38 protein-coding genes are annotated in these 25,583 nt (G+C 55.7%); 35 read left to right on the top strand and 3 right to left on the bottom strand.

Annotated features, from left to right (window positions below):
• Window positions 1-176: 176 nt before the first annotated feature.
• From rpsJ to N6L24_RS08800, 6 genes are all read left to right on the top strand, one after another.
• The gene (gene rpsJ, locus N6L24_RS08825; protein WP_271844305.1) at window positions 177-485 is read left to right on the top strand and encodes a 30S ribosomal protein S10; all 309 of its coding nucleotides are present in this window, start codon (window positions 177-179) and stop codon (window positions 483-485) included.
• 11 nt (window positions 486-496) lie between these two features.
• Entirely contained in the window at window positions 497-1,222 is a 726-nt protein-coding gene (rplC, locus tag N6L24_RS08820) for a 50S ribosomal protein L3 (protein ID WP_271844304.1), read from the top strand.
• On the top strand, window positions 1,219-1,836 hold the full coding sequence (gene rplD / locus N6L24_RS08815; RefSeq protein WP_271844303.1) for a 50S ribosomal protein L4: 618 nt from the start codon (window positions 1,219-1,221) through the stop codon (window positions 1,834-1,836). The genes rplC and rplD overlap by 4 nt, the downstream gene beginning before the upstream one ends.
• The gene (locus N6L24_RS08810) at window positions 1,833-2,129 is read left to right on the top strand and encodes a 50S ribosomal protein L23 (RefSeq protein ID WP_271844302.1); all 297 of its coding nucleotides are present in this window, start codon (window positions 1,833-1,835) and stop codon (window positions 2,127-2,129) included. Before rplD ends, N6L24_RS08810 begins: the two co-directional genes overlap by 4 nt.
• Window positions 2,130-2,268: 139 nt before the next feature.
• On the top strand, window positions 2,269-2,427 hold the full coding sequence (locus N6L24_RS08805; RefSeq protein WP_271844301.1) for a hypothetical protein: 159 nt from the start codon (window positions 2,269-2,271) through the stop codon (window positions 2,425-2,427).
• A gap of 33 nt (window positions 2,428-2,460) precedes the next feature.
• Window positions 2,461-3,033 carry a 2OG-Fe(II) oxygenase gene (locus tag N6L24_RS08800; RefSeq protein ID WP_271844300.1) on the top strand — a complete coding sequence of 191 codons (573 nt, stop codon included), beginning with the start codon at window positions 2,461-2,463 and terminating at the stop codon, window positions 3,031-3,033.
• Between the two features lie 306 nt (window positions 3,034-3,339).
• On the opposite strand, the gene N6L24_RS08795 is transcribed toward N6L24_RS08800, so the two are convergent.
• Window positions 3,340-4,407 (bottom strand): RelA/SpoT domain-containing protein, encoded by a 1,068-nt coding sequence (locus N6L24_RS08795; RefSeq protein WP_271844299.1) that lies wholly within the window; start codon window positions 4,405-4,407, stop codon window positions 3,340-3,342.
• A 315-nt stretch (window positions 4,408-4,722) separates the two neighbouring features.
• Between N6L24_RS08795 and rplB the strand changes: the two genes are divergently transcribed.
• From rplB to rplP, 5 genes are read left to right on the top strand one after another with little or no spacing between them, the layout of a single operon-like run.
• On the top strand, window positions 4,723-5,565 hold the full coding sequence (gene rplB, locus N6L24_RS08790) for a 50S ribosomal protein L2 (protein WP_271844298.1): 843 nt from the start codon (window positions 4,723-4,725) through the stop codon (window positions 5,563-5,565).
• Between the two features lie 3 nt (window positions 5,566-5,568).
• Window positions 5,569-5,847, top strand: a complete 279-nt coding sequence (gene rpsS, locus N6L24_RS08785) for a 30S ribosomal protein S19 (protein WP_271844297.1) — start codon at window positions 5,569-5,571, stop codon at window positions 5,845-5,847.
• Window positions 5,848-5,850: 3 nt separating this feature from the next.
• Window positions 5,851-6,231 (top strand): 50S ribosomal protein L22, encoded by a 381-nt coding sequence (rplV, locus tag N6L24_RS08780; RefSeq protein ID WP_058313894.1) that lies wholly within the window; start codon window positions 5,851-5,853, stop codon window positions 6,229-6,231.
• Entirely contained in the window at window positions 6,231-6,938 is a 708-nt protein-coding gene (gene rpsC / locus N6L24_RS08775; RefSeq protein WP_271844296.1) for a 30S ribosomal protein S3, read from the top strand. Before rplV ends, rpsC begins: the two co-directional genes overlap by 1 nt.
• A 14-nt stretch (window positions 6,939-6,952) precedes the next feature.
• Window positions 6,953-7,366, top strand: a complete 414-nt coding sequence (gene rplP / locus N6L24_RS08770; protein ID WP_271844295.1) for a 50S ribosomal protein L16 — start codon at window positions 6,953-6,955, stop codon at window positions 7,364-7,366.
• Window positions 7,367-7,616: 250 nt separating this feature from the next.
• Here the strand turns inward: rplP and N6L24_RS08765 are convergent, their stop codons facing one another.
• On the bottom strand, window positions 7,617-8,240 hold the full coding sequence (locus N6L24_RS08765) for a TIGR02466 family protein (protein WP_271844294.1): 624 nt from the start codon (window positions 8,238-8,240) through the stop codon (window positions 7,617-7,619).
• Between the two features lie 248 nt (window positions 8,241-8,488).
• On the opposite strand from N6L24_RS08765, the gene rpmC reads away from it, so the two are divergent.
• From rpmC to N6L24_RS08705, 12 genes are all read left to right on the top strand, one after another.
• Window positions 8,489-8,689, top strand: coding sequence for a 50S ribosomal protein L29 (gene rpmC / locus N6L24_RS08760; RefSeq protein ID WP_271844293.1), 201 nt, complete (start codon window positions 8,489-8,491; stop codon window positions 8,687-8,689).
• Between the two features lie 13 nt (window positions 8,690-8,702).
• Window positions 8,703-8,933, top strand: coding sequence for a 30S ribosomal protein S17 (gene rpsQ, locus N6L24_RS08755; RefSeq protein ID WP_058313885.1), 231 nt, complete (start codon window positions 8,703-8,705; stop codon window positions 8,931-8,933).
• A 90-nt stretch (window positions 8,934-9,023) separates the two neighbouring features.
• On the top strand, window positions 9,024-9,392 hold the full coding sequence (rplN, locus tag N6L24_RS08750; protein WP_007427594.1) for a 50S ribosomal protein L14: 369 nt from the start codon (window positions 9,024-9,026) through the stop codon (window positions 9,390-9,392).
• A gap of 1 nt (window position 9,393) precedes the next feature.
• Complete coding sequence (gene rplX / locus N6L24_RS08745; RefSeq protein ID WP_271844292.1) at window positions 9,394-9,705, top strand: 50S ribosomal protein L24; 312 nt, start codon at window positions 9,394-9,396, stop codon at window positions 9,703-9,705.
• A complete protein-coding gene (gene rplE / locus N6L24_RS08740; RefSeq protein WP_271844291.1) occupies window positions 9,698-10,258 on the top strand; it encodes a 50S ribosomal protein L5 in 561 nt (186 codons plus the stop codon). The genes rplX and rplE overlap by 8 nt, the downstream gene beginning before the upstream one ends.
• A 17-nt stretch (window positions 10,259-10,275) precedes the next feature.
• A complete protein-coding gene (gene rpsN, locus N6L24_RS08735; RefSeq protein ID WP_271844290.1) occupies window positions 10,276-10,581 on the top strand; it encodes a 30S ribosomal protein S14 in 306 nt (101 codons plus the stop codon).
• Window positions 10,582-10,594: 13 nt separating this feature from the next.
• On the top strand, window positions 10,595-10,987 hold the full coding sequence (gene rpsH / locus N6L24_RS08730; RefSeq protein ID WP_271844289.1) for a 30S ribosomal protein S8: 393 nt from the start codon (window positions 10,595-10,597) through the stop codon (window positions 10,985-10,987).
• A 12-nt stretch (window positions 10,988-10,999) separates the two neighbouring features.
• A complete protein-coding gene (gene rplF, locus N6L24_RS08725; protein ID WP_271844288.1) occupies window positions 11,000-11,533 on the top strand; it encodes a 50S ribosomal protein L6 in 534 nt (177 codons plus the stop codon).
• An 11-nt stretch (window positions 11,534-11,544) separates the two neighbouring features.
• Window positions 11,545-11,904 carry a 50S ribosomal protein L18 gene (gene rplR, locus N6L24_RS08720; protein ID WP_271844287.1) on the top strand — a complete coding sequence of 120 codons (360 nt, stop codon included), beginning with the start codon at window positions 11,545-11,547 and terminating at the stop codon, window positions 11,902-11,904.
• A 140-nt stretch (window positions 11,905-12,044) separates the two neighbouring features.
• Complete coding sequence (gene rpsE, locus N6L24_RS08715; RefSeq protein ID WP_271844286.1) at window positions 12,045-12,620, top strand: 30S ribosomal protein S5; 576 nt, start codon at window positions 12,045-12,047, stop codon at window positions 12,618-12,620.
• 12 nt (window positions 12,621-12,632) lie between these two features.
• The gene (rpmD, locus tag N6L24_RS08710) at window positions 12,633-12,821 is read left to right on the top strand and encodes a 50S ribosomal protein L30 (protein ID WP_271844285.1); all 189 of its coding nucleotides are present in this window, start codon (window positions 12,633-12,635) and stop codon (window positions 12,819-12,821) included.
• A gap of 271 nt (window positions 12,822-13,092) precedes the next feature.
• Complete coding sequence (locus N6L24_RS08705) at window positions 13,093-13,308, top strand: DUF1127 domain-containing protein (RefSeq protein WP_271844284.1); 216 nt, start codon at window positions 13,093-13,095, stop codon at window positions 13,306-13,308.
• A 59-nt stretch (window positions 13,309-13,367) separates the two neighbouring features.
• Here N6L24_RS08705 and N6L24_RS08700 read toward each other — a convergent pair whose 3' ends face one another.
• Entirely contained in the window at window positions 13,368-13,865 is a 498-nt protein-coding gene (locus N6L24_RS08700; protein WP_271844283.1) for an RICIN domain-containing protein, read from the bottom strand.
• Between the two features lie 251 nt (window positions 13,866-14,116).
• Here N6L24_RS08700 and rplO point away from each other — a divergent pair, with 251 nt between their 5' ends.
• From rplO to N6L24_RS08640, 12 genes are all read left to right on the top strand, one after another.
• Window positions 14,117-14,590 (top strand): 50S ribosomal protein L15, encoded by a 474-nt coding sequence (rplO, locus tag N6L24_RS08695; protein ID WP_271844282.1) that lies wholly within the window; start codon window positions 14,117-14,119, stop codon window positions 14,588-14,590.
• A 109-nt stretch (window positions 14,591-14,699) separates the two neighbouring features.
• Complete coding sequence (gene secY, locus N6L24_RS08690) at window positions 14,700-16,064, top strand: preprotein translocase subunit SecY (protein ID WP_271844281.1); 1,365 nt, start codon at window positions 14,700-14,702, stop codon at window positions 16,062-16,064.
• Complete coding sequence (locus N6L24_RS08685; RefSeq protein WP_271844280.1) at window positions 16,061-16,636, top strand: adenylate kinase; 576 nt, start codon at window positions 16,061-16,063, stop codon at window positions 16,634-16,636. Before secY ends, N6L24_RS08685 begins: the two co-directional genes overlap by 4 nt.
• A gap of 122 nt (window positions 16,637-16,758) precedes the next feature.
• Window positions 16,759-18,660 (top strand): cation:proton antiporter domain-containing protein, encoded by a 1,902-nt coding sequence (locus N6L24_RS08680; RefSeq protein ID WP_271844279.1) that lies wholly within the window; start codon window positions 16,759-16,761, stop codon window positions 18,658-18,660.
• A gap of 125 nt (window positions 18,661-18,785) precedes the next feature.
• The gene (locus N6L24_RS08675) at window positions 18,786-19,118 is read left to right on the top strand and encodes a DUF6693 family protein (RefSeq protein WP_271844278.1); all 333 of its coding nucleotides are present in this window, start codon (window positions 18,786-18,788) and stop codon (window positions 19,116-19,118) included.
• A 204-nt stretch (window positions 19,119-19,322) separates the two neighbouring features.
• Window positions 19,323-19,691 (top strand): 30S ribosomal protein S13, encoded by a 369-nt coding sequence (gene rpsM / locus N6L24_RS08670; RefSeq protein WP_271844277.1) that lies wholly within the window; start codon window positions 19,323-19,325, stop codon window positions 19,689-19,691.
• 16 nt (window positions 19,692-19,707) lie between these two features.
• Window positions 19,708-20,097, top strand: a complete 390-nt coding sequence (rpsK, locus tag N6L24_RS08665; RefSeq protein ID WP_271844276.1) for a 30S ribosomal protein S11 — start codon at window positions 19,708-19,710, stop codon at window positions 20,095-20,097.
• A 114-nt stretch (window positions 20,098-20,211) separates the two neighbouring features.
• A complete protein-coding gene (locus N6L24_RS08660; protein ID WP_271844275.1) occupies window positions 20,212-21,228 on the top strand; it encodes a DNA-directed RNA polymerase subunit alpha in 1,017 nt (338 codons plus the stop codon).
• A 162-nt stretch (window positions 21,229-21,390) separates the two neighbouring features.
• Entirely contained in the window at window positions 21,391-21,807 is a 417-nt protein-coding gene (gene rplQ / locus N6L24_RS08655; protein ID WP_271844274.1) for a 50S ribosomal protein L17, read from the top strand.
• A gap of 206 nt (window positions 21,808-22,013) precedes the next feature.
• The gene (locus tag N6L24_RS08650; RefSeq protein ID WP_271844273.1) at window positions 22,014-22,649 is read left to right on the top strand and encodes a YitT family protein; all 636 of its coding nucleotides are present in this window, start codon (window positions 22,014-22,016) and stop codon (window positions 22,647-22,649) included.
• A gap of 116 nt (window positions 22,650-22,765) precedes the next feature.
• Window positions 22,766-24,097, top strand: a complete 1,332-nt coding sequence (locus N6L24_RS08645; protein WP_271844272.1) for a ferredoxin reductase family protein — start codon at window positions 22,766-22,768, stop codon at window positions 24,095-24,097.
• A gap of 85 nt (window positions 24,098-24,182) precedes the next feature.
• Window positions 24,183-25,583, top strand: coding sequence for a trypsin-like peptidase domain-containing protein (locus tag N6L24_RS08640; protein ID WP_271844271.1), 1,401 nt, complete (start codon window positions 24,183-24,185; stop codon window positions 25,581-25,583).

Below are 25,583 nucleotides of genomic sequence, written 5' to 3'. Positions count from 1 at the left end.
GCCCGGCCTGCAACCCTTCATAAAAACCCCTTGCCACAAGGGGTTTCAGCCCGTATACGGCGCGAGTTCTCTTACAGAACATCAAGGCGGGGTGATTCCCGCCTTTTGGGTTCGAAGAGGGTTTGCGGTGGTCGCACATCCTCCTCTCAACTCTGACGCCAAAAAAGGCTGACGAAATGCAAAGTCAAAACATCCGCATTCGGCTGAAGGCATTCGATTACCGTGTACTGGACGCCAGCACACAGGAAATCGTCAACACTGCAAAGCGCACCGGCGCTGACGTGCGTGGCCCGATCCCAATGCCAAACAAAATCGAGAAGTTCACCGTTCTGCGTGGTCCACACGTTGACAAGAAATCTCGTGACCAGTTCGAAATCCGTACGCACAAGCGTCTGCTCGACATCGTTAACCCAACCCCACAGACCGTGGACGCGCTGATGAAGCTCGACCTGGCGGCTGGCGTTGACGTTCAGATCTCAGTTTAAGGAGCTCTGACATGCGTTCTGGTATTATCGCGAAAAAAGTGGGCATGACCCGCTTGTTCATGGAAGACGGCAAGCAGATCCCTGTGACCGTACTTCACCTTGATGAGCTGCAGGTTGTTGCGCAGCGTACATCTGAAAAAGACGGTTACACAGCGGTTCAGCTGGGTGCCGGTGCAGCCAAAGCAAAGCGCACATCCCAAGCGATGCGCGGTCACTTTGCGGCAGCAAACGTTGCGCCTAAGCGCAAGGTTGCGGAATTCCGCGTTGACGAAGCCAACCTGATCGAAGTGGGCGCAGAAATCTCTGCCGAGCACTTTGTTGAAGGTCAGAAGGTTGACGTTGCGGGCACATCGATCGGTAAAGGTTTTGCCGGTGCGATGAAGCGCCACAACTTTGGCGGTCTGCGCGCGTCGCACGGTGTTTCGATCTCTCACCGTTCCCACGGTTCGACAGGTCAGTGTCAAAACCCTGGTCGCGTCTTCAAAGGTAAGAAGATGGCCGGTCACATGGGTGCTGTGCGCGTGACAACGCAGAACCTCGAAGTTGTGAAAACCGACGCCGAGCGTGGCCTGGTCTTCATCAAAGGTGCCGTTCCTGGCTCCAAAGGTGGCTGGGTGACTGTCAAAGACGCCGTGAAAAAGAAACTGCCTGAGAACGTTCCGTTCCCAGCTGCTCTGAAATCCGCCGCAACCGAAGCTCCGGCTGAAGAAGCACCTGCGGAAGGTGGTGAAGCATGAAACTTGACGTGATCAAACTCGACGGCGGCAAGGCCGGCTCTGTGGACCTGTCCGAAGATCTGTTCGGTCTGGAACCACGTGCAGACATCCTGCACCGTGTTGTGCGCTGGCAGCGTAACAACGCGCAGGCTGGCACCCACAAGGTGAAAACCCGCTCTGAAACTTCTTACTCGACCAAGAAGATCTATCGCCAAAAAGGCACCGGTGGCGCACGCCACGGCGACCGTAACGCGCCGATCTTCCGCGGTGGTGGTATCTACAAAGGTCCGGTTGTGCGCAGCCACGGCCACGAACTGCCAAAGAAGTTCCGCAAGCTGGGTCTGCGCCATGCGCTTTCCGCCAAGGCGAAAGCAGGTGAGCTGGTTGTGATCGAAAATGCAGAAGCCGAAGGCAAAACCGCTGCTCTGGCCAAACAGGTGAAAAACCTGGGCTGGAAACGCGCGCTGGTCATCGACGGTGCATCGGTCAACGAAGGCTTCCTGAAAGCAGCGCGCAACATCGAAGGTCTGGACATCCTGCCAACGATGGGCGCAAACGTTTATGATATTCTGAAGCGTGACACTCTGGTGATCACCAAAGCAGGTATCGAAGCACTGGAGGCTCGACTGAAATGAGCGCGAAGGCTGAACATTACGATGTGATCCGCAAGCCGGTGATCACCGAGAAGGCAACCATGGCATCCGAAAACGGTGCGGTTGTGTTCGAAGTGTCCATCGACAGCAACAAACCTCAGATCAAAGAGGCCGTTGAGGCCCTGTTTGGTGTGAAGGTCAAAGCGGTCAACACCACGATCACCAAAGGCAAGACCAAGCGTTTCCGTGGTACCATGGGTAAACGCAAGGACGTGAAAAAAGCATATGTGACCCTCGAAGAGGGCAACACAATCGACGTGTCCACCGGACTCTAAGATCTGCTTTTTGCCAAGCTATTGCAAAGCCCCGGAGAGACCTCTCCGGGGCTTTTGCTTTGGTGCGCCGCGTGTTGACCCGGCAGACTGCGCCCGGCATGATGCGCCGCAGAATGATTTCATAAATTGAGGGCTGGCCGTGGCAGAAGATTTGGCGACATCCGCAGAGGACACACAGGCGGGCTGCGTCTATACGCTTGATCCGGGGACGTTATTTCTGGATGCCAAAGAGGCCGCAGAGATCGGCGCGCGCTATGCCGCAGACTATCAGTCCGGCACGCCCTATCACTACATCTGAATTGATTATTTCCTGCCGCTGTATTCACGGGCCGTGTTTCAGGCGCTGAACTCCAAATCCTTCATTCGTTTTCTCGAAGAGATGACCGGCATCGATGGGCTGATCCCCGATCCCTATTACCACGGCGCGGGCATTCACCGCACCAACAACGGCGGCTATCTGGGGATTCACGCGGATTTCAACCACCACAAACAGATGAACCTTGAGCGGCGCCTAAATGTTCTCATCTATCTGAACCCGGATTGGCAGGCCGATTATGGCGGCAGCTTTGAAGTCTGGACCGATGACATGCAGGAAAAGATCGCGGCGTTCCCGCCGGTCATGAACCGCTTTTGCTGTTTTTCCACCAGCTCCACCAGCATGCATGGCAACCCGGAGCCGGTGAACCACCCCGACGGCCAGCCGCGCCTGTCCATCGCGCTTTATTACTATACGGCCACGTGGAGCGACAGCCACGTCGCCCATTCTACCCTGTTCCGGGTGCGTCCGGGCATGGGCGATGTTGCCGAAAGCAAAGAGCACCGCCTGCACAAAATGCGCAAATACACCCCGCCTGTGGTGCATGGCTTTGCAGAGAAAGTGATGCGGAAACTGCGGCTGGTGTGAAGCGACGCCAGAAAGAGATGCGTAGGCCGGGCTTCAGCCCGGCCTACCGTTTCGCGGTATCGGGCGGTTTCGTCATGACGGGCGCGGGACGAGGCCACAGGCTTTCATGTCGCCCCCAAAGGGCTGCTCCCGACCGCGGGTGGGGGTGAAGCCCCCGCCCATGGGGGCGGTCGGGGGCTGCCCGGCGTACCGCCGGCGACATTTATTTCTATTGCGCGATCCTGTGAAAGGCTACGGATATTGGAGGGATAAACTGGCCGATTGTACCAGAGCAGCGGACCCCGCGGGACGGCTTCCAGTCGACGACTAACCGGACTTAACTTCGCCAGCTTTTTGAATGATCTGAACAAAGTCAATTGGGTCATAGAAGTAGTTTCGGTAGGCTGATCGGAGTTGATTGGGATTATCCGAGCGCACATAAACTGCGTTGATGCTAGTTTCTTCTTTCTCAAGCTCAGAAGATTTATCGATAGCTTGTGTGGCCGACGAAAACGGTAGAACTTCCAAGCAAGGCTCGCCATTTTCGTCACGGTAAATGTTAAGTACGTTGTGCCTTCTCAGCCGATCAGCACTTTCAAATTGTTTTAGAACCTTCAACCTACCTAGTATGCCCAATTTATTTTCCAGCGATTGCAACTCGTCTCGCAACTGTTCCAATGACTGTGCAGGAAAGGCTCGTGCGATGTTCTCATGACTTCGAGCAATGATTTCGCTGGCTAATGCGAAAAAGCGACCTCGATCAGATTGATTTAACTCAAATTTTGTTTGCTCTCCGTCTAAGAGATCCGAGATTTCAACCGCTGTTGCCCAAGCGTGTTGCGCCCGAGTTCTGTATTGAATTTCTACAAGGAGCCCGTCCCATGGTTTCTTGTCTTCGCCTCGGGTTGAGCCTCTTGGAAAGTGTTTGTAAACATCATGGATTCCTCGGTAGCCTGTGAACTTTGGCTTTTCGATGTAGTCATATTTTTGGGGATCATGTCGAAGCTCGTGTTCAACATTCCTCATTACTTTGCTCGAGTGCATGAAATTGCGAAATGAACGAAGAGCATCTAGGTTTTCAAAAATCATACGGCAGCCTGCGAAATCGTGCATCGAAGCGACATCTTTTATTAAGAAGTTTCCGTCTGCATCTTGACGTTTGAGCTTTCCTATCACCGTATTTCGCCGTTTTAGCCTTTGCGCAAATTCAACTGAATGACCTTGTTTGGCAAAATGCCTTTTCAGCCAGATTTGAAAGGTGTTAATGACGTAGCCGTGCGATGCTCGCCATTGGTCGACTAAATTTATGTCATCATTGGTTGCCTTCCCGGCTGCGATCTTTTGGCCAGCTCGCCGCACTGATGACTTGCTGTTCGGTGGAGTAGGATATGCCATATGAAATGTATCTTTTTAATTATCTGGTTAGTACGTTCCGTTCAGCATATTGGTCGGTCTCGGTAGTGTTCAACTCAAAATGACTTGCAGCTATGAGTTAACTCTTGCGGTCTCCCCCATTGCCACCTATCCCCATCCCTGTTAAACGCAGCCATCGCTCTCAGCCTCAGATTCGTTCTGGGGCTGATTGTTATTGTTACCGGGACCTTCGGGGCCCTTCATACGGTCACCCATTTTTTCCAAGGTGGGGGGCTTTCATCGCGGGATCGTCACGTAATAAGGGCGGGCCGCATTGCTAAACGGAAGACAGTAAACATGGCACTCAAGTCGTATAAACCGACGACGCCGGGCCAGCGCGGGCTGGTTCTGATCGACCGTTCGGAGCTTTGGAAAGGACGTCCAGTCAAGTCTCTCACTGAGGGTTTGACTAAATCGGGCGGCCGGAACAACACCGGACGGATCACTTCTCGTCGTCGTGGCGGTGGCGCAAAGCGTCTGTACCGGATCGTTGACTTCAAACGTACGAAATTTGATGTCGCGGCAACCGTAGAGCGGATCGAATATGACCCGAACCGTACCGCGTTCATCGCTCTGATCAAATATGAAGATGGCGAACAAGCCTACATTCTGGCCCCACAGCGTTTGGCTGTTGGCGATCAGGTTGTGGCATCGGCCAAGGCCGACATCAAGCCAGGCAACGCTATGCCGTTCTCTGGCATGCCGATCGGTACCATCATCCACAATATCGAACTGAAGCCAGGCAAGGGCGGTCAAATCGCACGTGCCGCTGGTACATATGCTCAGTTCGTCGGTCGTGATGGTGGCTACGCTCAGATCCGCCTGTCCTCGGGTGAACTGCGCCTGGTCCGTCAGGAATGCATGGCCACCGTTGGTGCCGTGTCCAACCCTGACAACTCCAACCAGAACTACGGTAAAGCGGGCCGCATGCGCCACAAGGGCATCCGTCCGTCCGTTCGTGGTGTTGTTATGAACCCGGTTGACCACCCCCATGGTGGTGGTGAAGGCCGGACCTCTGGTGGTCGTCACCCGGTTACGCCGTGGGGTAAGCCAACCAAAGGTAAGCGCACCCGCAACAAGAACAAAGCGTCGCAAAAGCTCATCCTGCGCTCGCGCCACGCCAAGAAGAAGGGGCGTTAATATATGTCTCGCTCTGTATGGAAAGGCCCTTTTGTCGATAGCTACGTCCTTAAAAAGGCCGAAGCTACACGTGAAAGCGGTCGCAACGAAGTTATCAAGATCTGGTCGCGTCGTTCCACCATTCTGCCTCAGTTCGTAGGTCTGACATTTGGTGTGTACAACGGTCAGAAACACGTTCCTGTCAACGTCACAGAAGACATGATCGGTCAGAAGTTCGGTGAGTATTCACCAACTCGGACCTATTACGGTCACGCTGCAGACAAAAAAGCGAAACGGAAGTAAGTCATGGGCAAGGCAAAGAACCCCCGCCGCGTGGCAGATAACGAAGCAATGGCAAAACTGCGCATGCTCCGTACTTCCCCGCAAAAACTGAACCTGGTTGCTGGCATGATCCGCGGCAAGAAAGTTGAGAAGGCGCTGACCGACCTGACTTTCTCCAACAAGCGTGTCGCGCAAGACGTGAAGAAATGCCTTCAGTCCGCCATCGCCAATGCTGAAAACAACCACAACCTGGATGTGGACGAGCTGATCGTTGCAGAAGCTTACGTAGGTAAGAACCTGACAATGAAACGCGGCCGTCCTCGTGCACGTGGTCGTTTTGGCAAGATCATCAAGCCATTTGCTGAGATCACCATCAAGGTGCGTCAAGTAGAGGAGCAAGCCTAATGGGACATAAAGTCAATCCGATCGGCATGCGCCTGCAGATCAACCGGACTTGGGACAGCCGCTGGTACGCGGACACCAAGGACTATGGTGATCTTCTGCTTGAGGACATCAAGATCCGTGAATTCATCAAGGAAGAGTGCAAGCAAGCTGGTGTTGCTCGTGTGATCATTGAACGTCCGCACAAAAAGTGCCGCGTGACGATCCACACCGCACGTCCAGGCGTTATCATCGGCAAGAAAGGTGCAGACATCGAAGTGCTGCGCAAGAAGCTGGCCGCGATGACCGACTCTGAACTGCACCTGAACATCGTTGAAGTGCGTAAGCCAGAGCTCGACGCTCAGCTGGTTGGCGAGTCCATCGCGCAGCAGCTGGAACGCCGTGTGTCCTTCCGTCGCGCAATGAAGCGTGCCGTGCAGAACGCCATGCGTATGGGTGCCCTGGGTATCCGTGTGAACGTCGCTGGCCGTCTGGGCGGTGCCGAGATTGCACGGACTGAATGGTACCGCGAAGGTCGTGTGCCTCTGCACACCCTGCGCGCCGACATCGACTATGCACATTCCGAAGCGATGACCGCCTATGGCATCATCGGGATCAAGGTTTGGATCTTCAAAGGCGAGATCATGGAACACGATCCAGCGGCGCGCGATCGCCGTTCGCAGGAAGTCCAAGATGGCCCAGCACCACGCGGTGCCGGCGGTCGTCGCTAAGGGAGAACTGAAAGATGCTTCAACCAAAGCGTACAAAATTCCGTAAGGCCCACAAAGGCCGGATCAAAGGCGATGCAAAGGGCGGGTCTGACCTGAACTTTGGCTCCTTTGGTCTGAAATCTCTGCAGCCAGAGCGTGTGACTGCACGTCAGATTGAGGCGGCTCGTCGTGCGATGACCCGCCACATGAAACGTCAGGGCCGCGTTTGGATCCGCATTTTCCCGGATCTGCCTGTGACCTCTAAGCCCGTCGAAGTACGTATGGGTAAAGGTAAAGGGTCCGTGGACTATTGGGCCTGCAAAGTGAAGCCTGGTCGCGTGATGTTCGAAATCGACGGTGTATCCGAAGATGTCGCACGTGAAGCGCTGCGTCTGGCCGCGATGAAACTGCCGGTGAAAACCCGCGTAGTGGCACGCGAAGACTGGTAAGGTCGTGCCGGGCTGAAGCCCGGCCTACGAAAGATTGGCCCCCGGCGCGAAAGCGGCGGGGGTTTTTTTGTGTTGGATTGGTCCAGCGACCGAACCGAGGGGCGCAAGCGAAGCGCCCGCCCCGTGGGGGCGGTTCGGGCGCTGCAAAATCATTGATTTTGCATTGGCCGAATTGGCAGGGCTGGGACGCTTATTCCGGCTCAAGCGGCGTCAGCGGCGCTGCAAGGGGACGAACCCCGCGCCGCAGCGGTTAGTCCACCCACTTATAGTTGAAGCTGACCGAGATGCGTTCTTCCTCGGCCATATTCATCGGCACCTCATGGCGCAGCCAGCTTTCCCACAAGAGGACATCGCCGACTTTTGGGGCCACGTAGATGAAATTGCGCATTTCCTCGCGCGCGGTCTTCAGGCGGGCAGGGGCATTCATCATCATCGCATGGCGCGGGTCTTCCAGCTTGAGCGCGCTGGTCCCTTCGGGCATGGCCACATAGGTGGTGCCGGAAATCACCGAATGGGGATGGATGTGCGAGCCGTGGGAGCCGCCCTCGGGCAAGACATTGATCCAGAGGTCTTCCAGCACCAACTTACCCTCGCCAAGGTCAAATTCCAGATCCTTGGCAAACGCCATCACATGCTGGTCCAGCACTTTGACCAGATCGGCAAAGATCGGAAACCGCCAGGGCAGATCGGTGAGAGAGGCATAGCTGGTGTAACCCGGATAGGCGTTTTCTTCGCACCATGCGTGGCCCGCGTCGTCATCATCGGCAATGACGCGGCAAGAGGTTTCCAATTCGGCACCGTCGATGGCAGGACCGAAGTCGGCAAGCGCGGCACGATAAAGGCGGGTCACAAAGAGAGAGCTGATATCTGGCATGACGTCCCTTTAGCGCAGCGCGCGCTTCTTGGCGAGGGCCGGCACCCCTGCAAACCCCATAAAATACCCAGAAAAAATTGACATATCCGGGTTTTTCCCTTGCCCCGTGGGGGATGCCCCCCTATAGAGGCGCATCTCGCGGATTCCCGTTAACGGGATTCGTGTGTTTGTCATTGATCCACCAGGTTTAAGGTGACCCTAAACATACTGTCAGGGGCCTTCTGGTGTTTTGAGAAAGGAAGAGGCGCATGAACGCCAATGAACTTCGTGAGAAGTCCGCGGAAGAGCTCCGCGACGAACTCGCAAACCTGAAAAAAGAAAGCTTCAATCTGCGCTTTCAACAGGCCACCGGTCAGCTGGAAAACACTGCAGGCATCAAAGCGGCTCGCCGCAACGCTGCACGTGTAAAAACCATCCTGAACGAAAAAGCCGCACAAGCTGCAGAATAAGGAGCTTTGAGACATGCCTAAACGTATTCTTAATGGCGTCGTGACCAGCAACGCAAACGAGCAAACAGTAACCGTTTCCGTTGAACGTCGTTTCACGCACCCTGTTCTGAAGAAAACCATCCGTAAGTCCAAGAAATACCGGGCTCACGATGAAAAGAACGCTTTCAACGTTGGTGACAAAGTCAAAATCATTGAGTGCGCACCAAAGTCGAAAACGAAACGTTGGGAAGTTCTGGAAGCTTAAGTTCAAGCTTCCCGGACGACTTAACAAAGTCGAAACCCTGGGAACATAGCTGACACGCATCGTCAGTTCCCAAAGGTCGGGAGAAACCAAATGATCCAGATGCAAACAAACCTGGATGTTGCTGACAACTCTGGCGCGCGCCGAGTTCAGTGCATCAAGGTTCTGGGTGGCTCTAAGCGTAAGTACGCATCCGTCGGCGACATCATCGTCGTATCGGTTAAAGAAGCCATTCCACGTGGTCGTGTGAAAAAAGGCGACGTCCGCAAGGCCGTTGTTGTTCGCACCGCCAAAGAAGTTCGCCGTGAAGACGGCACAGCCATTCGCTTTGACCGCAACGCGGCCGTGATCCTGAACAACGCAGGTGAGCCGGTCGGGACCCGTATCTTCGGGCCAGTTGTGCGCGAACTGCGTGCCAAGAACTTCATGAAAATCATCTCGCTCGCCCCGGAGGTGCTGTAAGATGGCTGCTAAGTTGAAAAAAGGCGACAAGGTCGTCGTGCTTGCCGGCAAGGACAAGGGCAAAGAAGGTGTGATCACCTCCGTTGACCCAAAAGCGGGCAAGGCTGTTGTGGAAGGCGTCAACATGGCCATCCGCCACACCAAGCAATCCCAGACATCTCAGGGTGGTCGCGTGCCTCAGGCTATGCCGATCCAGCTGAGCAACCTGGCATTCCTGGATGCAAACGGCAAAGCAACACGCGTTGGCTTCAAAGTTGAAGGCGACAAAAAAGTACGCTTCGCAAAGACCACAGGAGATGTGATCGATGCTTGATAACACTGATTACACCCCACGTCTGAAGGCGCTGTACAAAGACAGCATCCGTGCCGCTCTGAAAGAAGAGTTTGGCTATAAGAACGACATGCAGATCCCTGCACTCGAAAAAATCGTTCTGAACATCGGTTGCGGTCGTGCGGCTGTAAAAGACAGCAAGAAAGCCAAGTCCGCGCAAGCAGACCTGACTTTGATTGCCGGTCAAAAAGCACTGACCACCACTGCGAAAAACTCCATTGCTGGCTTCCGCGTTCGCGAAGGCATGCCAATGGGCGCAAAGGTGACTCTGCGCGGCGACCGCATGTACGAATTCCTCGATCGTCTGATCACCGTAGCGATGCCACGTATTCGTGACTTCCGCGGCGTGAAGCCGAGCTTTGATGGCCGCGGCAACTTTGCCACCGGTCTGAAAGAGCACATCGTTTTCCCAGAAATCGACTTCGACAAAGTTGACGAGAACTGGGGTATGGACATCGTGATTGCAACCACCGCAAACACCGACGCCGAAGCCAAGAGCCTGTTGAAAGCTTTCAACATGCCATTCAACGCTTAAGCGCGGGAGAGGATATCATGGCTAAAAAATCTATGATCGAACGCGAAAAGAAGCGCGAGCGCCTGGTTGCTAAATACGCTGCCAAACGTGCCGAGCTGAAAGAAATCGCAAACGACGAAAGCAAGTCGATGGAAGAGCGTTTCAAAGCGCGCCTGAAGCTTGCCAAACTGCCGCGCAACAGCTCGGCCACACGTCTGCACAACCGTTGTCAGCTGACCGGTCGTCCTCACGCTTACTACCGTAAGCTGAAGATGAGCCGTATTGCGCTGCGGGAACTTGGCTCCAAAGGCCAGATCCCAGGCATGGTTAAGTCGAGCTGGTAAGGAGGGTTAAAGAATGAACGATCCTATCGGTGATATGCTGACACGCATCCGCAACGGCCAACTGCGCGGCAAGTCCACAGTGTCTTCGCCTGCGTCTAAGCTGCGCGGCTGGGTCCTGGATGTACTGGCTGACGAAGGCTACATCCGCGGCTACGAAAAGACCACTGATGTCAACGGCCACGCGGCTCTTGAAATCAGCCTGAAATATTTCGAAGGCACCCCTGTTATTCGTGAAGTGAAGCGGGTTTCCAAACCTGGCCGTCGCGTTTACATGGGCGTCAATGACATTCCTGTTGTCCGTCAGGGCCTGGGTGTGTCGATTGTCTCCACCCCAAAAGGTGTGATGTCGGATGCGAACGCTCGTGCCAACAACGTTGGTGGCGAAGTGCTCTGCACAGTCTTCTAAGGAGAGCTGACTATGTCTCGTATTGGTAAAAAACCGGTCGAGCTGCCCAGCGGCGTAACTGCCTCTGTCTCCGGCCAGACCATCGAAGTGAAGGGCCCAAAAGCGACCCACAGCTTCACCGCAACCGATGATGTGACCCTGTCTGTTGAAGACAATGTTGTCACCATCACCCCACGTGGCAAATCCAAGCGCGCGCGTCAGCAGTGGGGCATGTCCCGCACTGTTGTGCAGAACCTTGTAACCGGCGTGACCGAAGGCTTCAAAAAAGAGCTGGAGATCGTTGGTGTTGGTTATCGTGCACAGATGCAGGGCAAAGTCCTGAAGCTGTCTCTGGGTCTGTCCCACGAGGTGAACTTTGAGGTTCCAGAAGGCGTAACGGTCACTGCACCAAAGCCAACTGAAATCATCATCGAAGGCACCGATGCACAACTGGTTGGTCAAGTCGCGGCAAACATCCGCGAATGGCGTAAACCAGAGCCTTACAAAGGCAAGGGCATCAAATACAAAGACGAGTATATCTTCCGCAAGGAAGGTAAGAAGAAGTAAGGACCAGACAAATGGCAAACAGCACACGGGAACTGTTCCTCAAGCGCCGCCTGCGCGTCCGGAACAAACTTCGCAAGGTCAACGTTGGCAAGCTTCGCTTGTCCGTGAACCGCTCGAACAAAAACATCAGCGCGCAGCTGATCGACGACGTAAATGGCGTGACCCTGGTCTCCGCTTCCTCTCTGGAAAAGGATCTGGGCGTTGTTGGCAAGAACAACATCGAAGCGGCAACGAAAGTGGGCGCGGCAATTGCCGAGCGCGCAGTCAAAGCTGGTCACACCGAAGCGTATTTCGATCGCGGCGGTCGCCTCTTCCACGGCAAAGTGAAGGCTCTGGCCGACGCTGCGCGTGAAGGTGGCCTGAAAGTCTGATTTTGGTGCCCCCTGGCCAAGCCGGGGGGCGCTTTATCAACGTGAGGGTCTGCGTTTGCGGGCCCCGATGATCCGGGGGCCATTTGGCCCACCAGGATTGGACAATAGGCGCCAAGCGCCAGAACATAAAGGAATGCCAAATGGCAGAACGTGAAAATCGTCGTGGCCGCGGTCGCAACCGCGAAGACGAAACACCAGAATTCGCGGATCGCTTGGTTGCGATCAACCGCGTATCTAAAACCGTAAAAGGTGGTAAGCGCTTTGGCTTCGCTGCTCTGGTTGTCGTCGGCGACCAGAAAGGCCGCGTTGGCTTCGGCAAAGGGAAAGCGAAAGAAGTCCCTGAGGCGATCCGCAAGGCGACAGAACAAGCCAAGCGTCAGATGGTTCGCGTACCTCTGCGCGAAGGCCGCACTCTGCACCACGATGTCAACGGCCGTCACGGCGCAGGCAAAGTTGTGATGCGTACCGCACCTGAAGGTACCGGTATCATCGCAGGTGGTCCAATGCGTGCGGTATTTGAGATGCTGGGCGTGAAGGACGTGGTTTCCAAGTCCATCGGTTCTCAGAACCCTTACAACATGATCCGCGCTACCCTGAACGGCCTGACCAAAGAGTCCAGCCCACGTCAGGTGGCCGCACGTCGTGGCAAAAAAGTTGCTGACATCCTGCGCAAGGACGAAGCACCTGCTGCTGCACCTGCAGACGCAGACGCATAAGGAGACTGAATCATGGCTAAAACTATCGTTGTGAAGCAGATCGGTTCCCCGATCCGTCGCCCACAAGATCAGCGCGCGACTCTGATCGGTCTGGGTCTGAACAAGATGCACAAAACCCGTGAACTGGAAGATACCCCTTCCGTACGTGGCATGATCAACAAGATCCCACACATGGTTGAGATCATCGAAGAAAAAGACTAAGTCCCAGACTTACTCATTTCTACAAGAACGCCCCCGATTTTCGGGGGCGTTTTTTGTTGTGTGGCGGCTGTTGTTCCCAGGCCGCCCAAAGGCGCGCCAAATGCGATCAAAACGCGGGCAGATCGCGCATTCAGGCATGCTGCAACTGCATAACGGCACTGCCGAAACGTCCGTTGTTGGCGCTAACGGAATGCCCTATCTCTAAGGCACGAGGAGAAAACAACTTAAACCGCTGGGAAATTCGTCCCGGCACACACAAAGGATTTGCAATATGGCAACCGCAGTAAACACAGCATTCTTCGGCACCGGCATTTCTGATCGCCTTCGTGGCCTGATCGCAAATGTCAAAGAAGCGCAAGCAAAACGCGCCCTCTACCGCACCACCTATTTTGAGCTTTCGTCGCTGAGCGACCGTGATCTGGCGGATCTGGGGTTCTCTCGCTACGACATCGCCTCTATCGCGCGTGAGCACGTCTACGGCAAATAAGCCGAAGCATCATACGCCAAAGTTTTGCGCCTCCCGTTTGGGGGGCGTTTTGTTTTGGGCTACTTGCGTTGACGCCATCGCTTGAGTTCAACTGGGGTGTCCTCACAGGTGCTCAGTATCAAATCCCGGGACAGATAGGGGCCGGCCTGACGGCTGTCCGCCGAGGTTGATAGGCAAAGATTTGGCGCGGCGGCAGGGCGGATTTCGCCACTCTCGCTTTCAAAGCTGAATTTCTGAGACTGTGATCCTGTGCATGGCGCCAAGGCAAACTCTGTGTCAGCGATATCTAGGCAGATCCCGCTGAACGTCGCTGACAGAATTTGCTGGCTGGCGTCATCGTAGAAAAACTGCACATCCCCGCCACGTGGCTTGCAAGAGTGTACATGGGCGCGGTTTGATTGACCGCGACCAACAGTGTCAAGGCAATAGCCCAGCTTGTCCGGCTCATCGAGGTTGTCGGCAAGATAAAGAACGGGCGCAGGCGTTTGAATATTGGGCTCTTCGGCGAGGACCGCGTTTGGAAGTGCCAGTGGCAGAATGACATAAAGGAATTTCATGGCGCGCTCCTAGGTTGGTTAGGGATTATACGCTGTGACCGCGGATTTCCGACGAAATTTCTTAAAGTGGGCGCGCAGCGCTGCAGGCGGGCGCTGCCAGGGTGTGCGGGCCATGATTCCTCGCTTGATTCTGCATCAGACTCCGCCTATACGCCCCCAGTGGCCTCTTTGGGTCACAGAATCACAAATCAAGAAAAGCCGTGTTTGGCCCGCTTACGCTTCAGGGGTCAGTTCCGGCAAGGAGAAGCGAAATGAAACTGCACGAACTCCGTGACAATCCAGGTGCCGCCAAGAAACGCATGCGTGTTGGCCGTGGTCCTGGCTCTGGCAAAGGTAAAATGGGTGGCCGTGGTATCAAAGGCCAAAAATCCCGTTCCGGTGTTGCGATCAATGGCTACGAAGGTGGCCAAATGCCCCTGTACCAACGTCTGCCAAAGCGTGGCTTTAACAAGCCAAACCGCAAGGCATTCGCTGTTGTGAACCTGGGCCTGATTCAGAAATTCATCGACGAAGGCAAGCTGGACGCAAAAGCGGCGATCACCGAAGACGCAATGGTTGCTTCCGGTCTCGTACGCCGCGTTAAAGACGGCATTCGCGTGTTGGCCAAAGGTGAAATCACCGCCAAAGCCACCATCGAAGTGACCGGCGCGTCCAAGTCCGCGATCGAAGCTGTTGAAAAAGCGGGTGGCTCTCTGAAGGTCACTTCCGCGGCAGCGGCTGAATAAGAGGTTGTGAGCGGGCGCTGGTCCGCTTACATACACTCTAGTTTTCCTAAGAACGCCGCCGGAGCTGGAAAACGCTCTTGGCGGCGTTGTCATTTGAAGAGAGATCCAGATGGTATCTGCAGCAGAGCAAATGGCGGCCAACACAAGCTGGGCCGCGCTTGGTAAAGCCACCGATCTTCGCAAACGCATCCTGTTCACAATCGGCCTTTTGATCGTTTATCGCCTCGGCACCTATATTCCGGTGCCTGGGATCGACGCCGCCGCACTGCGTGAATTCATGGAATCTGCGGCCAGCGGCATCGGCGGTATCCTGACAATGTTCACCGGCGGCGCCTTGGGCCGCATGGGGATTTTTGCTCTGGGGATCATGCCCTATATCTCTGCCTCGATCATTGTGCAGCTGCTGACCTCCATGGTGCCAGCGCTGGAACAACTGAAAAAAGAGGGTGATCAGGGCCGCAAGAAGATCAACCAATACACCCGCTACGGCACCGTCGTGCTGGCGACCCTACAGGCCTATGGTCTGGCGGTCAGCCTGCAGTCGGGTGATCTGGTGACGGATCCGGGCCTTTATTTCATCATCTCCTGCATGGTGACGCTGGTGGGGGGCACCATGTTCCTGATGTGGCTGGGTGAACAGATCACCGCACGCGGCATTGGCAACGGGATCTCCTTGATCATCTTCGTTGGCATTATTGCTGAGGTGCCTGCGGCGCTGGCGCAGTTCTTTGCCTCTGGCCGCTCTGGCGCGATTAGCCCTGCGGTGATCATCGGTGTGATTGTCATGGTCATTGCGACCATCGCCTTTGTGGTGTTCATGGAACGCGCGCTGCGCAAGATCCACATCCAATATCCGCGTCGTCAGGTCGGCATGAAGGTCTATGATGGCGGCTCTAGCCACTTGCCTGTCAAAGTGAACCCAGCGGGTGTGATCCCGGCGATCTTTGCCAGCTCGCTGCTGCTGCTGCCAACCACGATCAGCACATTCTCAGGCAGCCAGACGGGTCCGATCATGTCGACCATTCTGGCCTATTTTGGCCCGGGCCAGCCGCTTTATCTGCTGTTCTTCGTGGCGATGATCGTCTTCTTTGCGTTCTTTTATACGTTCAACGTGTCGTTCAAGCCTGACGAGGTCGCTGAGAACCTGAAGAATCAGAACGGTTTTGTGCCCGGCATCCGCCCCGGTAAGAAGACCGCCGAGTATCTTGAATACGTCGTGACCCGGATTCTCGTGCTTGGGGCCGGTTACCTTGCGGCAGTTTGCCTCTTGCCAGAGATTCTGCGTGGTCAATTGGCGATCCCATTCTATTTTGGCGGCACTTCGGTTCTCATCGTGGTCTCGGTTACGATGGACACCATCCAACAAGTCCAAAGCCATCTGCTGGCCCACCAGTATGAAGGCTTGATTGAAAAATCGCAGCTGCGCGGCAAGGGAAGCAAGAAGCGCGGCAGGAAGGGAGCTGCGCGTCGATGAATATTATTCTTTTGGGCCCACCCGGTGCTGGTAAAGGCACTCAGGCCAGCCATCTTGTGAAAACTCGTGACATGATTCAGCTGTCCACTGGTGACATGCTGCGCGAGGCAAGAAGCAGCGGCACTGACATGGGCAAGAAAGTTGCGGCCATCATGGACGCAGGCGAGTTGGTCACAGACGATATCGTGATCGGCCTGATCCGCGAAAAGCTGGAAGGCAACAAACAGGGCGGCTTTATCTTTGACGGCTTCCCGCGCACCTTGACCCAGGCGGATGCCCTGGAAGAGCTGCTGAATGAGGTTGGCGAAAAGCTGGACGCGGTGATCGCGCTGGCAGTGAACGACGAAGTTCTGGTGGACCGGATCGTTGGCCGCGCAGCTGAGGCAGTGGCCGCTGGCGGTGTCGCCCGCGCGGATGACAACGAGGAAAGCCTCAAGATCCGCCTGATGGAATATTACAAAAAGACCAACGCGCTGATTGGCTATTACCATGCCAAGGGCAATCTGGTCTGGGTGGATGGCCTGGCACCAATTGAAGAGGTGCAGTCCAACATCGCAAAAGCGCTGGACTAAGCTTTCTTGACAAAAAACGCTAAGGGCTGGTGGCAACACCGGCCTTTTTCTTTTTGGCAACAAACTTTACTTTTGCACCCGCTCTGTAATGCTGGCCAAAACGGAACCAGCAGGGGCGTGTGATGACCGATTTTCTACTCTTGGCGTTTGTTTTTCTGATTGCCGGGGTTTTGGCCGTGCCGATCGCCTCGCGGCTGGGGCTTGGCTCTGTGCTTGGCTATCTGATTGCAGGCATCGTGATCAGCCCCATTCTGGCCTGGCTGCATGTCGACGTGATTTCCATTCAGCATTTCGCCGAATTTGGCGTTGTGATGATGTTGTTCCTTGTGGGGCTTGAGCTTGAGCCAAAATTGCTCTGGTCCATGCGCGCGAAGCTTTTGGGGCTTGGCGGCGGGCAGGTTGGCATCACCGCGGCTTTGGTCATGGCCGTGGCGATGGCCTTTGGGCAGCCGTGGACCGTTGCCCTGGCCATCGGTCTGGTTTTTGCGCTGTCCTCCACTGCCATTGTCTTGCAGACGCTGCAGGAAAAAGGCCTGATGAAAAGTGATGGCGGACAGTCGAGTTTTTCGGTGCTGCTGTTTCAGGATATTGCCGTGATCCCGATGCTGGCGCTTGTGCCGCTGCTGGCGATGCCCGAGATCATCGAAGCCATGAGCCAAGCGGCGGCGCAGGCGGCTGATCACGGGGATGGGCACGGCGGCGACGGCCATGGATCGTCCATGAGCCTCGTTGATGGGCTGCCGGGATGGGCGGCTGCGCTTGTGACGCTTGCGTCGATTGCGGTGGTTGTAGGGGGCGGCATGTTCCTCACCAGCCCGATTTTCAGGTTCATTGCTGGCGCGCAACTGCGCGAGCTTTTCGTGGCCACGGCGCTGATGATGGTGATCGGCATTGCCTTGCTGATGTCTCTGGTCGGGCTGTCGCCGGCCTTGGGCACCTTCCTTGCCGGGGTTGTGCTGGCCAATAGCGAATATCGCCACGAGCTTGAGAGCGACATTGATCCCTTCAAGGGTCTGCTTTTGGGGTTGTTTTTCATGACGGTTGGGGCCGGGATCAACTTTGGCCTCTTGTTTGACAACCTCGCTGCCATCGTTGCGCTGACGCTGGGGCTGATGCTGCTGAAATCTGCGGTGCTTTTCATGCTTGCGGTGATCTTTAAGATCAAAGGCGCAGACCGTTGGCTGTTTGCGCTGGGTCTTGCGCAGGCGGGCGAATTTGGCTTTGTGCTGCTGTCCTTCACAGTTTCAAGCGCGGTGATCCCTGCGGATCTGGCAGACCGCCTTTTGTTGATCGTTGCGCTGTCGATGCTGCTGACGCCGGCGCTTTTCATCATCTATGATCGTGTGATTGCCCCGCGCTTTAGCCAGCAGGAAGAGCGCGAGATGGATGAGATCGCCGAAGAAAGCGATATCATTATCGCGGGGCATGGCCGCGTCGGCGGCATTGTCGCGCGGATGATGCGGGGGGCTGGCCTTAATCCAACGGTGATTGACTACAGCTCTCGGCAGCTGGAGATGCTGAAACTGTTTGCGGTGCAGGCCTATTACGGCGATGCGACACGCCCCGACCTCTTGCATGCGGCGGGGATCGCCAATGCCAAGCTGTTGGTTGTGGCCATCGACGACAAAGACCAGATTTCTGAGCTGGTTCACTATGTGCTGACCCATTACCCCGACGTGCATGTTGTCGCCCGCGCCGTGGATCGGAACCATGTCTATGATCTCTATGCTTTGGGCTGCCGCGATATCATCCGCGAAACCTATGACAGCTCGCTGCGTATGGGGCGATCTGCCTTCGAAGGCCTGGGTTATTCGCGCGATCAGGCGCAGCGGATCGCAGATATTTTTTCCGAAGTGGACCGGCGCGGCATGGTCGCTGTGGCCGAGCATTACGATCCGGCAATCCCGGCAACCGAGAACGAGGCCTATCTGGCATCGATCCAGGAACGGCGCGCAGAATGGGATGCCGAGCTGAGTGAACGCACGGGGGCAATCATGGCAGAAGGGCGCGCGAAAACCGGATAAGTAAATGCCCGCAAAAGAATAGGCATTGAGGGGAGCCGGATCGCGCGCTCCTTCTGCGCCTTTAGATTGTTCTTAGGTGAAGACTGCTTTAATGAAACCTCGTGTTTTTTTTAAATGAGGTTCATATGCTTGGTAAAAAGTTCAAATGTGAATTCAGTGTGGGTGAAGCTATTGGCCAATTGGTCATTTGGATAATCCTATCCGTTATCACATTGGGTTTAGCTCTCTTTGTTTTGCCATATTATTTTGTAAAGGCACCAATTAACCGCACCTATATGGTGGATCAGGACGGTGCAAAAATCGCAAAACTTCATGCCGAAGTGGCGTTCGTGGATATCTTAGGTCATGCTTTGGTCTGGTTGCTGCTGACAATTGTCACCTTCGGTTTGGCTTATCTTATTTACTGGCCTGCTGTGATTAAGCGTGTTCTGAATTCGGTAAAAACAACCGAACTGTAAGTTGGTTTGGGGAAGGCCTTGACCCTCCCCAAATTCCCCCGTATGCACCCCTATCTCTGTTAGAGAATCAAATTCCGTCATGCGGGTCGCCCCCGGATGACAGACCACCTGATCAGCTGTAGCCCGATGGCCTTATCGCCTCGGGCTTATGTTGTGAAAAAAGGTTCTGGAGTTACGGAACCGCAACGAAAAGGAAAGTGACACGTGGCACGTATCGCCGGCGTAAACATCCCGACCCACAAACGGGTCCCGATCGCCCTGACCTATATCACTGGTATCGGTCATACCTCCGCTAAATCCATCTGCGAAGCTGTTGGCATCGACGCAACCCGTCGTGTGAACGAACTGTCTGACGCAGAAGTTCTGGCTGTTCGCGAGCACATCGACGCAAACTTCACCGTTGAAGGTGATCTGCGTCGTGAAGTTCAGATGAACATCAAACGCCTGATGGATCTTGGTTGCTACCGTGGCCTGCGCCACCGCCGCAACCTGCCTGTACGCGGTCAGCGTACCCACACCAACGCTCGTACACGCAAAGGCCCTGCAAAGGCCATTGCTGGTAAGAAGAAGTAAGGGGAGGGTTTGATCCATGGCACGCGAAAAGACTCGTACTAAGAAAAAAGAACGCAAGAACATCGCCTCTGGTGTTGCGCATGTGAATTCTTCTTTCAACAACACCAAGATCCTGATCTCTGACGTTCAGGGCAACGCAATTTCCTGGTCCTCTGCAGGCACCATGGGCTTTAAAGGCTCTCGTAAGTCTACGCCTTATGCTGCACAGATGGCTGCGGAAGACGCAGGCAAAAAAGCGCAAGACCACGGTGTAAAAACCCTGGAAGTGGAAGTTCAAGGTCCAGGTTCTGGCCGCGAATCCGCACTGCGCGCGCTGGCTGCAATTGGTTTCAACATCACCTCTATCCGTGATGTGACCCCAATGGCCCACAACGGCTGCCGCCCACCAAAGCGCCGCCGCGTTTAATCTCAAATTCTGTTTCTGGGGCCGCGTGTATCGCACGGCCCCAGTTCGTCATTTTGAAACCTCGGGAGTCTGACCCTTTCGGAACATGGGGGTAAGACAAGAATGGAGGGACGCATGATCCACAAGAATTGGGCAGAATTGATCAAGCCGACCCAGCTTGAAGTGAAGCCGGGCAATGATCCTGCGCGTCAGGCGACTGTTGTCGCCGAGCCGCTGGAGCGTGGCTTTGGTTTGACGCTGGGCAATGCATTGCGCCGCGTTTTGATGAGCTCGCTGCAAGGCGCGGCCATCACATCCGTACAGATCGACAACGTTCTGCACGAGTTTTCTTCGGTTGCAGGTGTACGTGAAGACGTCACCGACGTGATCCTGAACCTCAAGCAGGTTGCTCTGCGCATGGAAGTCGAAGGGCCAAAGCGCCTGTCGATCAGCGCCAAAGGCCCTGGTGCCGTGACTGCAGGTGACATTTCTGAATCCGCAGGCATCGAAGTTCTGAACAAAGACCTGGTTATCTGCCATCTGGATGATGGCGCTGACCTCTTTGTTGAGCTGACGGTTAACACCGGCAAAGGTTATGTGTCTGCAGACAAGAACAAGCCAGAAGATGCGCCTATTGGTCTGATGCCAATCGACGCCATCTATTCGCCTGTCAAGCGCGTGTCCTATGATGTGCAGCCGACTCGTGAAGGTCAGGTTCTGGACTATGACAAGCTGACGATGAAAATCGAAACAGATGGCTCCATCACACCAGAAGACGCGGTTGCTTATGCAGCACGTATTCTGCAGGACCAACTGTCTATCTTCGTCAACTTTGATGAACCTGAAGCGGCTGGCCGTCAGGACGAAGACGATGGTCTGGAGTTCAACCCACTTCTGCTGAAGAAAGTGGACGAGCTGGAACTGTCGGTACGTTCTGCAAACTGCCTGAAGAACGATAACATCGTTTATATCGGCGATTTGATCCAGAAAACCGAAGCAGAAATGCTGCGCACCCCGAACTTTGGCCGTAAGTCTTTGAACGAAATCAAAGAAGTACTGTCCGGTATGGGTCTGCACCTTGGCATGGACGTCGAGGACTGGCCGCCAGACAACATCGAAGATCTGGCAAAGAAATTCGAAGACGCCTTCTAAGCGCGTCTTGAACAATTCGGGCGGGCCGCTTATACGGCCCGCTCAAATGCCCACAATAGTGGGGAAAACAAGGGCAATCCTGCCCCAAGGAGAGCGGCCCACCCGCATGGGACGCCAGACAAAGCACCGCCTGACCAAGGGCACCAAAAAAGGATTATTAAAATGCGTCACGCACGTGGTTACCGCCGCCTGAACCGTACCCATGAACACCGCAAAGCGATGTTTGCAAACATGGCCGGCTCCCTGATCGAGCATGAGCAGATCAAAACGACTCTGCCAAAAGCAAAAGAACTGCGCCCGATCGTAGAAAAAATGATCACACTGGCGAAAAAGGGTGATCTGCACTCGCGCCGTAATGCTGCGTCTCGTCTGAAGCAAGACAAGCACGTTGCGAAACTGTTTGACGTCCTCGGCCCACGTTTTGCTGAGCGTCAGGGTGGCTACATCCGCATCCTGAAAGCGGGCTTCCGCTATGGCGACATGGCCCCAATGGCGATCATCGAATTCGTTGATCGTGACGTTGACGCCAAAGGCGCAGCTGACAAAGCTCGTATCGTAGAGATCGAAGACGCCGAATAAGCGCCTCTCTCGTCACGATTTAACAAGGCCCCGTCTGGTTTCAGGCGGGGTTTTGTCGTTTTCAGGCAAGGCATTGCATAAACTTTGGGCAAAAGCAAAAATACATCAGTAAATGTGACCTATTTTGCGGGCTGCGGCTTGTCAGCGGGCCGGCCGGGACTTAGGTCACAGGAAATCCCGATACATTTTCTGTTTTGGTGCGCGCCATGACCCTCAGCCGTTTGAAATCATTGTTGACCCCATTTGACATGCAGGGCCTGACCTTTGGCATCCTCTTGGCCTGCCTGTCGATGGTGCTTTTGAAAAGTGCAGGGCTTGTCACCGGGCAGACCGCTGGTTTGGCGTTGTTGCTATCGTATGTGCTGCCGGTTGGCTTTGGCCCGATGTTCTTTTTGATCAGCTTTCCCTTTTTCATCGCGGGCTGGATCAAACGCGGCACCGTCTTTGCGTTTCACACGTTTCTGGCCATTCTTGGCATTTCGCTCATCACGCCTGTGCTCGATGCTTCGATCCATTTCACCTATATTCACCCATTGGTGGCGGCGATTTTGGGCGGGGTCTGCGCCGGAATGGCAGTGATCGCGATTTTTCGCCACAACGGATCTGCGGGCGGCATGACGGTTCTGGGGCTGCTGGTCGAAGAACGCACCGGCATCAAGGCGGGCTGGGTTCAATTGGCCATCGATGGTGTCATTTTTCTTGTGGCCGCAGCGATGATGCCTTTGGTGCTGGTGCTCTATTCCTTTGTGGGGGCGGTGGTGATGAACCTCATGATCGCTTGGAACTTCCAAATTAGCCAGAGCGGACAGTCGCCAAAAATGTCCGGAGAACCCGCGCAGTAATGTCACAGCCATAAACCAATGTTTATCAACGGCGCGCATGGGCCTGCGCGCGGTTGACGCGGCGCGCTTGGGACCGCATCAAGTTCCCCGAACTCCACCTTGGACAGAATGGAAAAATGCGCTTGAATCCCCTTGGTCTTGTTTTGACTTTTGCCGCTCTTGTGGTGCCCATCATCTGGTTGCCCGCGCTCAATCACGGCGGGGACACGCTCGCGCTTTTCAGTCAGTACATGGGGATGGCAGCGCTGATCGCGATGGCGATTTCTCAGTTGATCGCAACACGCTTCAAAGTCGTGGAAATGATATTCGGCGGGCTGGATCAGGGCTATGTTCTGCACAAGTGGCTTGGCATTCTCGCCATGGTGTTCATCCTGCTGCACGATACGATTGACGCAGACATGCGCCATCTGGGTGGGCAAAACTGGCTGGAGGAACTGGCCGAAACCTTGGGGGAGCTGAGCCTTTATGGCCTGCTGATCCTGGTGGTGATCACCATCGCTACCTTCATTCCCTATCACCTCTGGCGCTGGACACATCGGTTGATGGGGGGCTTTTTCGTCGCTGGCGCGGCGCATTATCTTTTCATTCTGAAGCCGTTCAAAAATGGTGATCCGCTTGGGCTTTATGTCTCGGCCTTCTGTCTCTTGGGCTGCCTTGCCTTTTCTTATCGGCTGTTGCCCGCGCGCCTGCGCCCCTCGCGCCGGTATGAAGTGGCCGAGGCAACACCGACAGGCAATGCGCTGGCCATAACGCTGACCCCAAAGGGGCGGGCGCTGCGCTATCGGCCGGGGCAATTCGTCTTTGCCAGCTTCGCCAGCGCAGAGCCGCATCCTTTCACGATTTCCAAAGCGCCAAGCGACGATGGGCAATTGCGGTTGAGCGTTGCGAAACTTGGGGATTTCACCCACCGTCTGCATGGCAACCTGCGCGTGGGGGATGCCGTGCGCATCGAAGGCCCCTTTGGTCATTTCGAACGTCGCTCGCGCGGGAAGGGCCAGCAGGAACTCTGGATTGCCGCTGGCGTTGGCATCACGCCGTTTCTTGCCTGGGCCCAAGCGCTGACAGATCAGGACGATCCGGTGCATCTGGTCTATTGCGTCAAATCCAAACCCGCCGCCGCGCATCTGGCTGAACTCGAGGCGCTGGCCGCGCAAAAACCGAACCTGACGCTCCATTTGCATGTGTCCAGCAGCGACGGGCGCGCCGATGCTGACAGCATTCTTGCCAAGACCGGCCAGGATCCGGCCAAACTCACCGTCGCGTTCTGTGGTCCAAAGCCCATGCGAAAGGCGCTGATTTCCGGGTTTGGCAAACGTGGCGTCTCGGCGCGGCGCTTCAAATTTGAAGAATTTGAAATTCGTACCGGCATTGGCTTGCAGCGGCTCGCCAATCTGCTGTTTGAACGGGTGGCTTTGCCGGAGCGTATCAAAACGCGGCTTGATCTCTGACGGACCAAAACGCGCGGCCTTGGCGCGGGTTGTAATTGCCTGGCATGGGGCGCATATGCTCAAAAAAACGAGCATCGGAGGCCCCATGTTGTTGCGCGCAGCTATTTTCTCACTCGTATTGGGTGCGGCCAGCACGCTGGCAGCGCCGAGCTTCGCCGAAACCCGCGTGCCAACCTCATCGGCTGAGGTCACGCTAAGTTTTGCGCCCCTCGTGAAAGAGGCGGCACCCGCCGTGGTGAACATCTATGCCAAACGGGTTGTGGCCGTGCGCGAGAGCCCGTTTTCGGGCGATCCGTTTTTCCAGAACCTGTTCCGTGACTTTGGCAGCGCACGGCCGCAGGTCCAAAACTCGCTCGGATCGGGTGTGATCCTGTCGCCAGATGGCATTGTGGTGTCCAACTATCACGTGGTTGGCATGGCGACGGATATCCGCGTGGTGCTGAACGATCGGCGCGAATATACCGCGCGGGTGCTTTTGGCTGATGAGGCCAACGACCTTGCCATATTGCAGATCAACGAAGACGTCGCCGACATGCCGCACCTCGCGCTGCGTAACAGTGACGAGGTCGAAGTGGGCGATCTGGTGCTGGCCATCGGCAACCCCTTTGGAGTGGGGCAGACCGTCAGCAGCGGCATCGTTTCGGGTCTGGCGCGCTCGGGGGCGGCCGCAGGCAGCGGGCAGGGGTATTTCATCCAGACCGATGCGCCGATCAATCCGGGCAATTCGGGCGGCGCATTGATTGACCTGACCGGGCAATTGATCGGGGTGAATACGCGCATCCTGACCCGTTCGGGCGGCAGCAACGGCATCGGCTTTGCCATTCCGGCCAATCTCGTGGCGCAATTTGTGGCGCAGGCGCAGGCGGGCAACAGCCGTTTTGAAATGCCTTGGGCCGGGGCCGTCGGCCAACCTGTCGATGCCGACATCGCCAGCAGCCTCGGGCTGGATCGTCCGGGCGGTATTCTGATTTCGGATCTGCACCCGCAAAGCCCCTTTGCCGATGCAGGTATTCGCCCCGGCGACGTAATCCTTGCCGTTGATGGGCTCCCCGTGACCGGCGGGGCAGAGATGATCTTTCGTATGGCAGTGGCGGGTCTTGGGGCTGAGGCGGAGATGACGGGCATCTTTTCTGGCAAAGAGGGGGTGCGCCGGGTTGCGCTGACCGCGCCGCCAGAGACCCCGGCGCGCGCGCCTTTGGAAACCCAAAACACCTCTGCCATTCCGGGCCTGTTGCTGTCCAATATCAACCCGGCGGTGATCGCGGAGTTTGGCCTGCCCCTCACCGCCCGCGGGGTTCTGGTCGAGGACGTCGGCACCATCGGCCGCCGCGCAGGGCTGGTCCCCGGTGATATCCTTGTGGCGATCAACGGCGCAGAGGTTGCTGATACTAACGGGGCCGCAGAGGCGTTGCGCCAGGCCCAAGGGCGTCTGCGGCTGGATGTACAACGCGGCTCGCGCCGGCTCGTGATGCGCTTTAGACTATAG

This window comes from Cognatishimia sp. SS12, assembly GCF_028369055.1.
Taxonomy (GTDB): Bacteria; Pseudomonadota; Alphaproteobacteria; order Rhodobacterales; family Rhodobacteraceae; genus Cognatishimia.
The sequence above is the reverse complement of the archived record's forward strand: the minus strand, read 5'-3'. Positions and strand labels throughout refer to the sequence as shown.

Coding starts and splice junctions, on each gene's coding strand:
- rpsJ (WP_271844305.1), top strand. CDS start 177: ATGCAAAGTCAAAACATCCGCATTCGGCTGAAGGCATTCGATTACCGT.
- rplC (WP_271844304.1), top strand. CDS start 497: ATGCGTTCTGGTATTATCGCGAAAAAAGTGGGCATGACCCGCTTGTTC.
- rplD (WP_271844303.1), top strand. CDS start 1,219: ATGAAACTTGACGTGATCAAACTCGACGGCGGCAAGGCCGGCTCTGTG.
- N6L24_RS08810 (WP_271844302.1), top strand. CDS start 1,833: ATGAGCGCGAAGGCTGAACATTACGATGTGATCCGCAAGCCGGTGATC.
- N6L24_RS08795 (WP_271844299.1), bottom strand. CDS start 4,407: ATGGCATATCCTACTCCACCGAACAGCAAGTCATCAGTGCGGCGAGCT.
- rplB (WP_271844298.1), top strand. CDS start 4,723: ATGGCACTCAAGTCGTATAAACCGACGACGCCGGGCCAGCGCGGGCTG.
- rpsS (WP_271844297.1), top strand. CDS start 5,569: ATGTCTCGCTCTGTATGGAAAGGCCCTTTTGTCGATAGCTACGTCCTT.
- rplV (WP_058313894.1), top strand. CDS start 5,851: ATGGGCAAGGCAAAGAACCCCCGCCGCGTGGCAGATAACGAAGCAATG.
- rpsC (WP_271844296.1), top strand. CDS start 6,231: ATGGGACATAAAGTCAATCCGATCGGCATGCGCCTGCAGATCAACCGG.
- rplP (WP_271844295.1), top strand. CDS start 6,953: ATGCTTCAACCAAAGCGTACAAAATTCCGTAAGGCCCACAAAGGCCGG.
- N6L24_RS08765 (WP_271844294.1), bottom strand. CDS start 8,240: ATGCCAGATATCAGCTCTCTCTTTGTGACCCGCCTTTATCGTGCCGCG.
- rpmC (WP_271844293.1), top strand. CDS start 8,489: ATGAACGCCAATGAACTTCGTGAGAAGTCCGCGGAAGAGCTCCGCGAC.
- rpsQ (WP_058313885.1), top strand. CDS start 8,703: ATGCCTAAACGTATTCTTAATGGCGTCGTGACCAGCAACGCAAACGAG.
- rplN (WP_007427594.1), top strand. CDS start 9,024: ATGATCCAGATGCAAACAAACCTGGATGTTGCTGACAACTCTGGCGCG.
- rplX (WP_271844292.1), top strand. CDS start 9,394: ATGGCTGCTAAGTTGAAAAAAGGCGACAAGGTCGTCGTGCTTGCCGGC.
- rplE (WP_271844291.1), top strand. CDS start 9,698: ATGCTTGATAACACTGATTACACCCCACGTCTGAAGGCGCTGTACAAA.
- rpsN (WP_271844290.1), top strand. CDS start 10,276: ATGGCTAAAAAATCTATGATCGAACGCGAAAAGAAGCGCGAGCGCCTG.
- rpsH (WP_271844289.1), top strand. CDS start 10,595: ATGAACGATCCTATCGGTGATATGCTGACACGCATCCGCAACGGCCAA.
- rplF (WP_271844288.1), top strand. CDS start 11,000: ATGTCTCGTATTGGTAAAAAACCGGTCGAGCTGCCCAGCGGCGTAACT.
- rplR (WP_271844287.1), top strand. CDS start 11,545: ATGGCAAACAGCACACGGGAACTGTTCCTCAAGCGCCGCCTGCGCGTC.
- rpsE (WP_271844286.1), top strand. CDS start 12,045: ATGGCAGAACGTGAAAATCGTCGTGGCCGCGGTCGCAACCGCGAAGAC.
- rpmD (WP_271844285.1), top strand. CDS start 12,633: ATGGCTAAAACTATCGTTGTGAAGCAGATCGGTTCCCCGATCCGTCGC.
- N6L24_RS08705 (WP_271844284.1), top strand. CDS start 13,093: ATGGCAACCGCAGTAAACACAGCATTCTTCGGCACCGGCATTTCTGAT.
- N6L24_RS08700 (WP_271844283.1), bottom strand. CDS start 13,865: ATGAAATTCCTTTATGTCATTCTGCCACTGGCACTTCCAAACGCGGTC.
- rplO (WP_271844282.1), top strand. CDS start 14,117: ATGAAACTGCACGAACTCCGTGACAATCCAGGTGCCGCCAAGAAACGC.
- secY (WP_271844281.1), top strand. CDS start 14,700: ATGGTATCTGCAGCAGAGCAAATGGCGGCCAACACAAGCTGGGCCGCG.
- N6L24_RS08685 (WP_271844280.1), top strand. CDS start 16,061: ATGAATATTATTCTTTTGGGCCCACCCGGTGCTGGTAAAGGCACTCAG.
- N6L24_RS08680 (WP_271844279.1), top strand. CDS start 16,759: ATGACCGATTTTCTACTCTTGGCGTTTGTTTTTCTGATTGCCGGGGTT.
- N6L24_RS08675 (WP_271844278.1), top strand. CDS start 18,786: ATGCTTGGTAAAAAGTTCAAATGTGAATTCAGTGTGGGTGAAGCTATT.
- rpsK (WP_271844276.1), top strand. CDS start 19,708: ATGGCACGCGAAAAGACTCGTACTAAGAAAAAAGAACGCAAGAACATC.
- N6L24_RS08660 (WP_271844275.1), top strand. CDS start 20,212: ATGATCCACAAGAATTGGGCAGAATTGATCAAGCCGACCCAGCTTGAA.
- rplQ (WP_271844274.1), top strand. CDS start 21,391: ATGCGTCACGCACGTGGTTACCGCCGCCTGAACCGTACCCATGAACAC.
- N6L24_RS08650 (WP_271844273.1), top strand. CDS start 22,014: ATGACCCTCAGCCGTTTGAAATCATTGTTGACCCCATTTGACATGCAG.
- N6L24_RS08645 (WP_271844272.1), top strand. CDS start 22,766: ATGCGCTTGAATCCCCTTGGTCTTGTTTTGACTTTTGCCGCTCTTGTG.
- N6L24_RS08640 (WP_271844271.1), top strand. CDS start 24,183: ATGTTGTTGCGCGCAGCTATTTTCTCACTCGTATTGGGTGCGGCCAGC.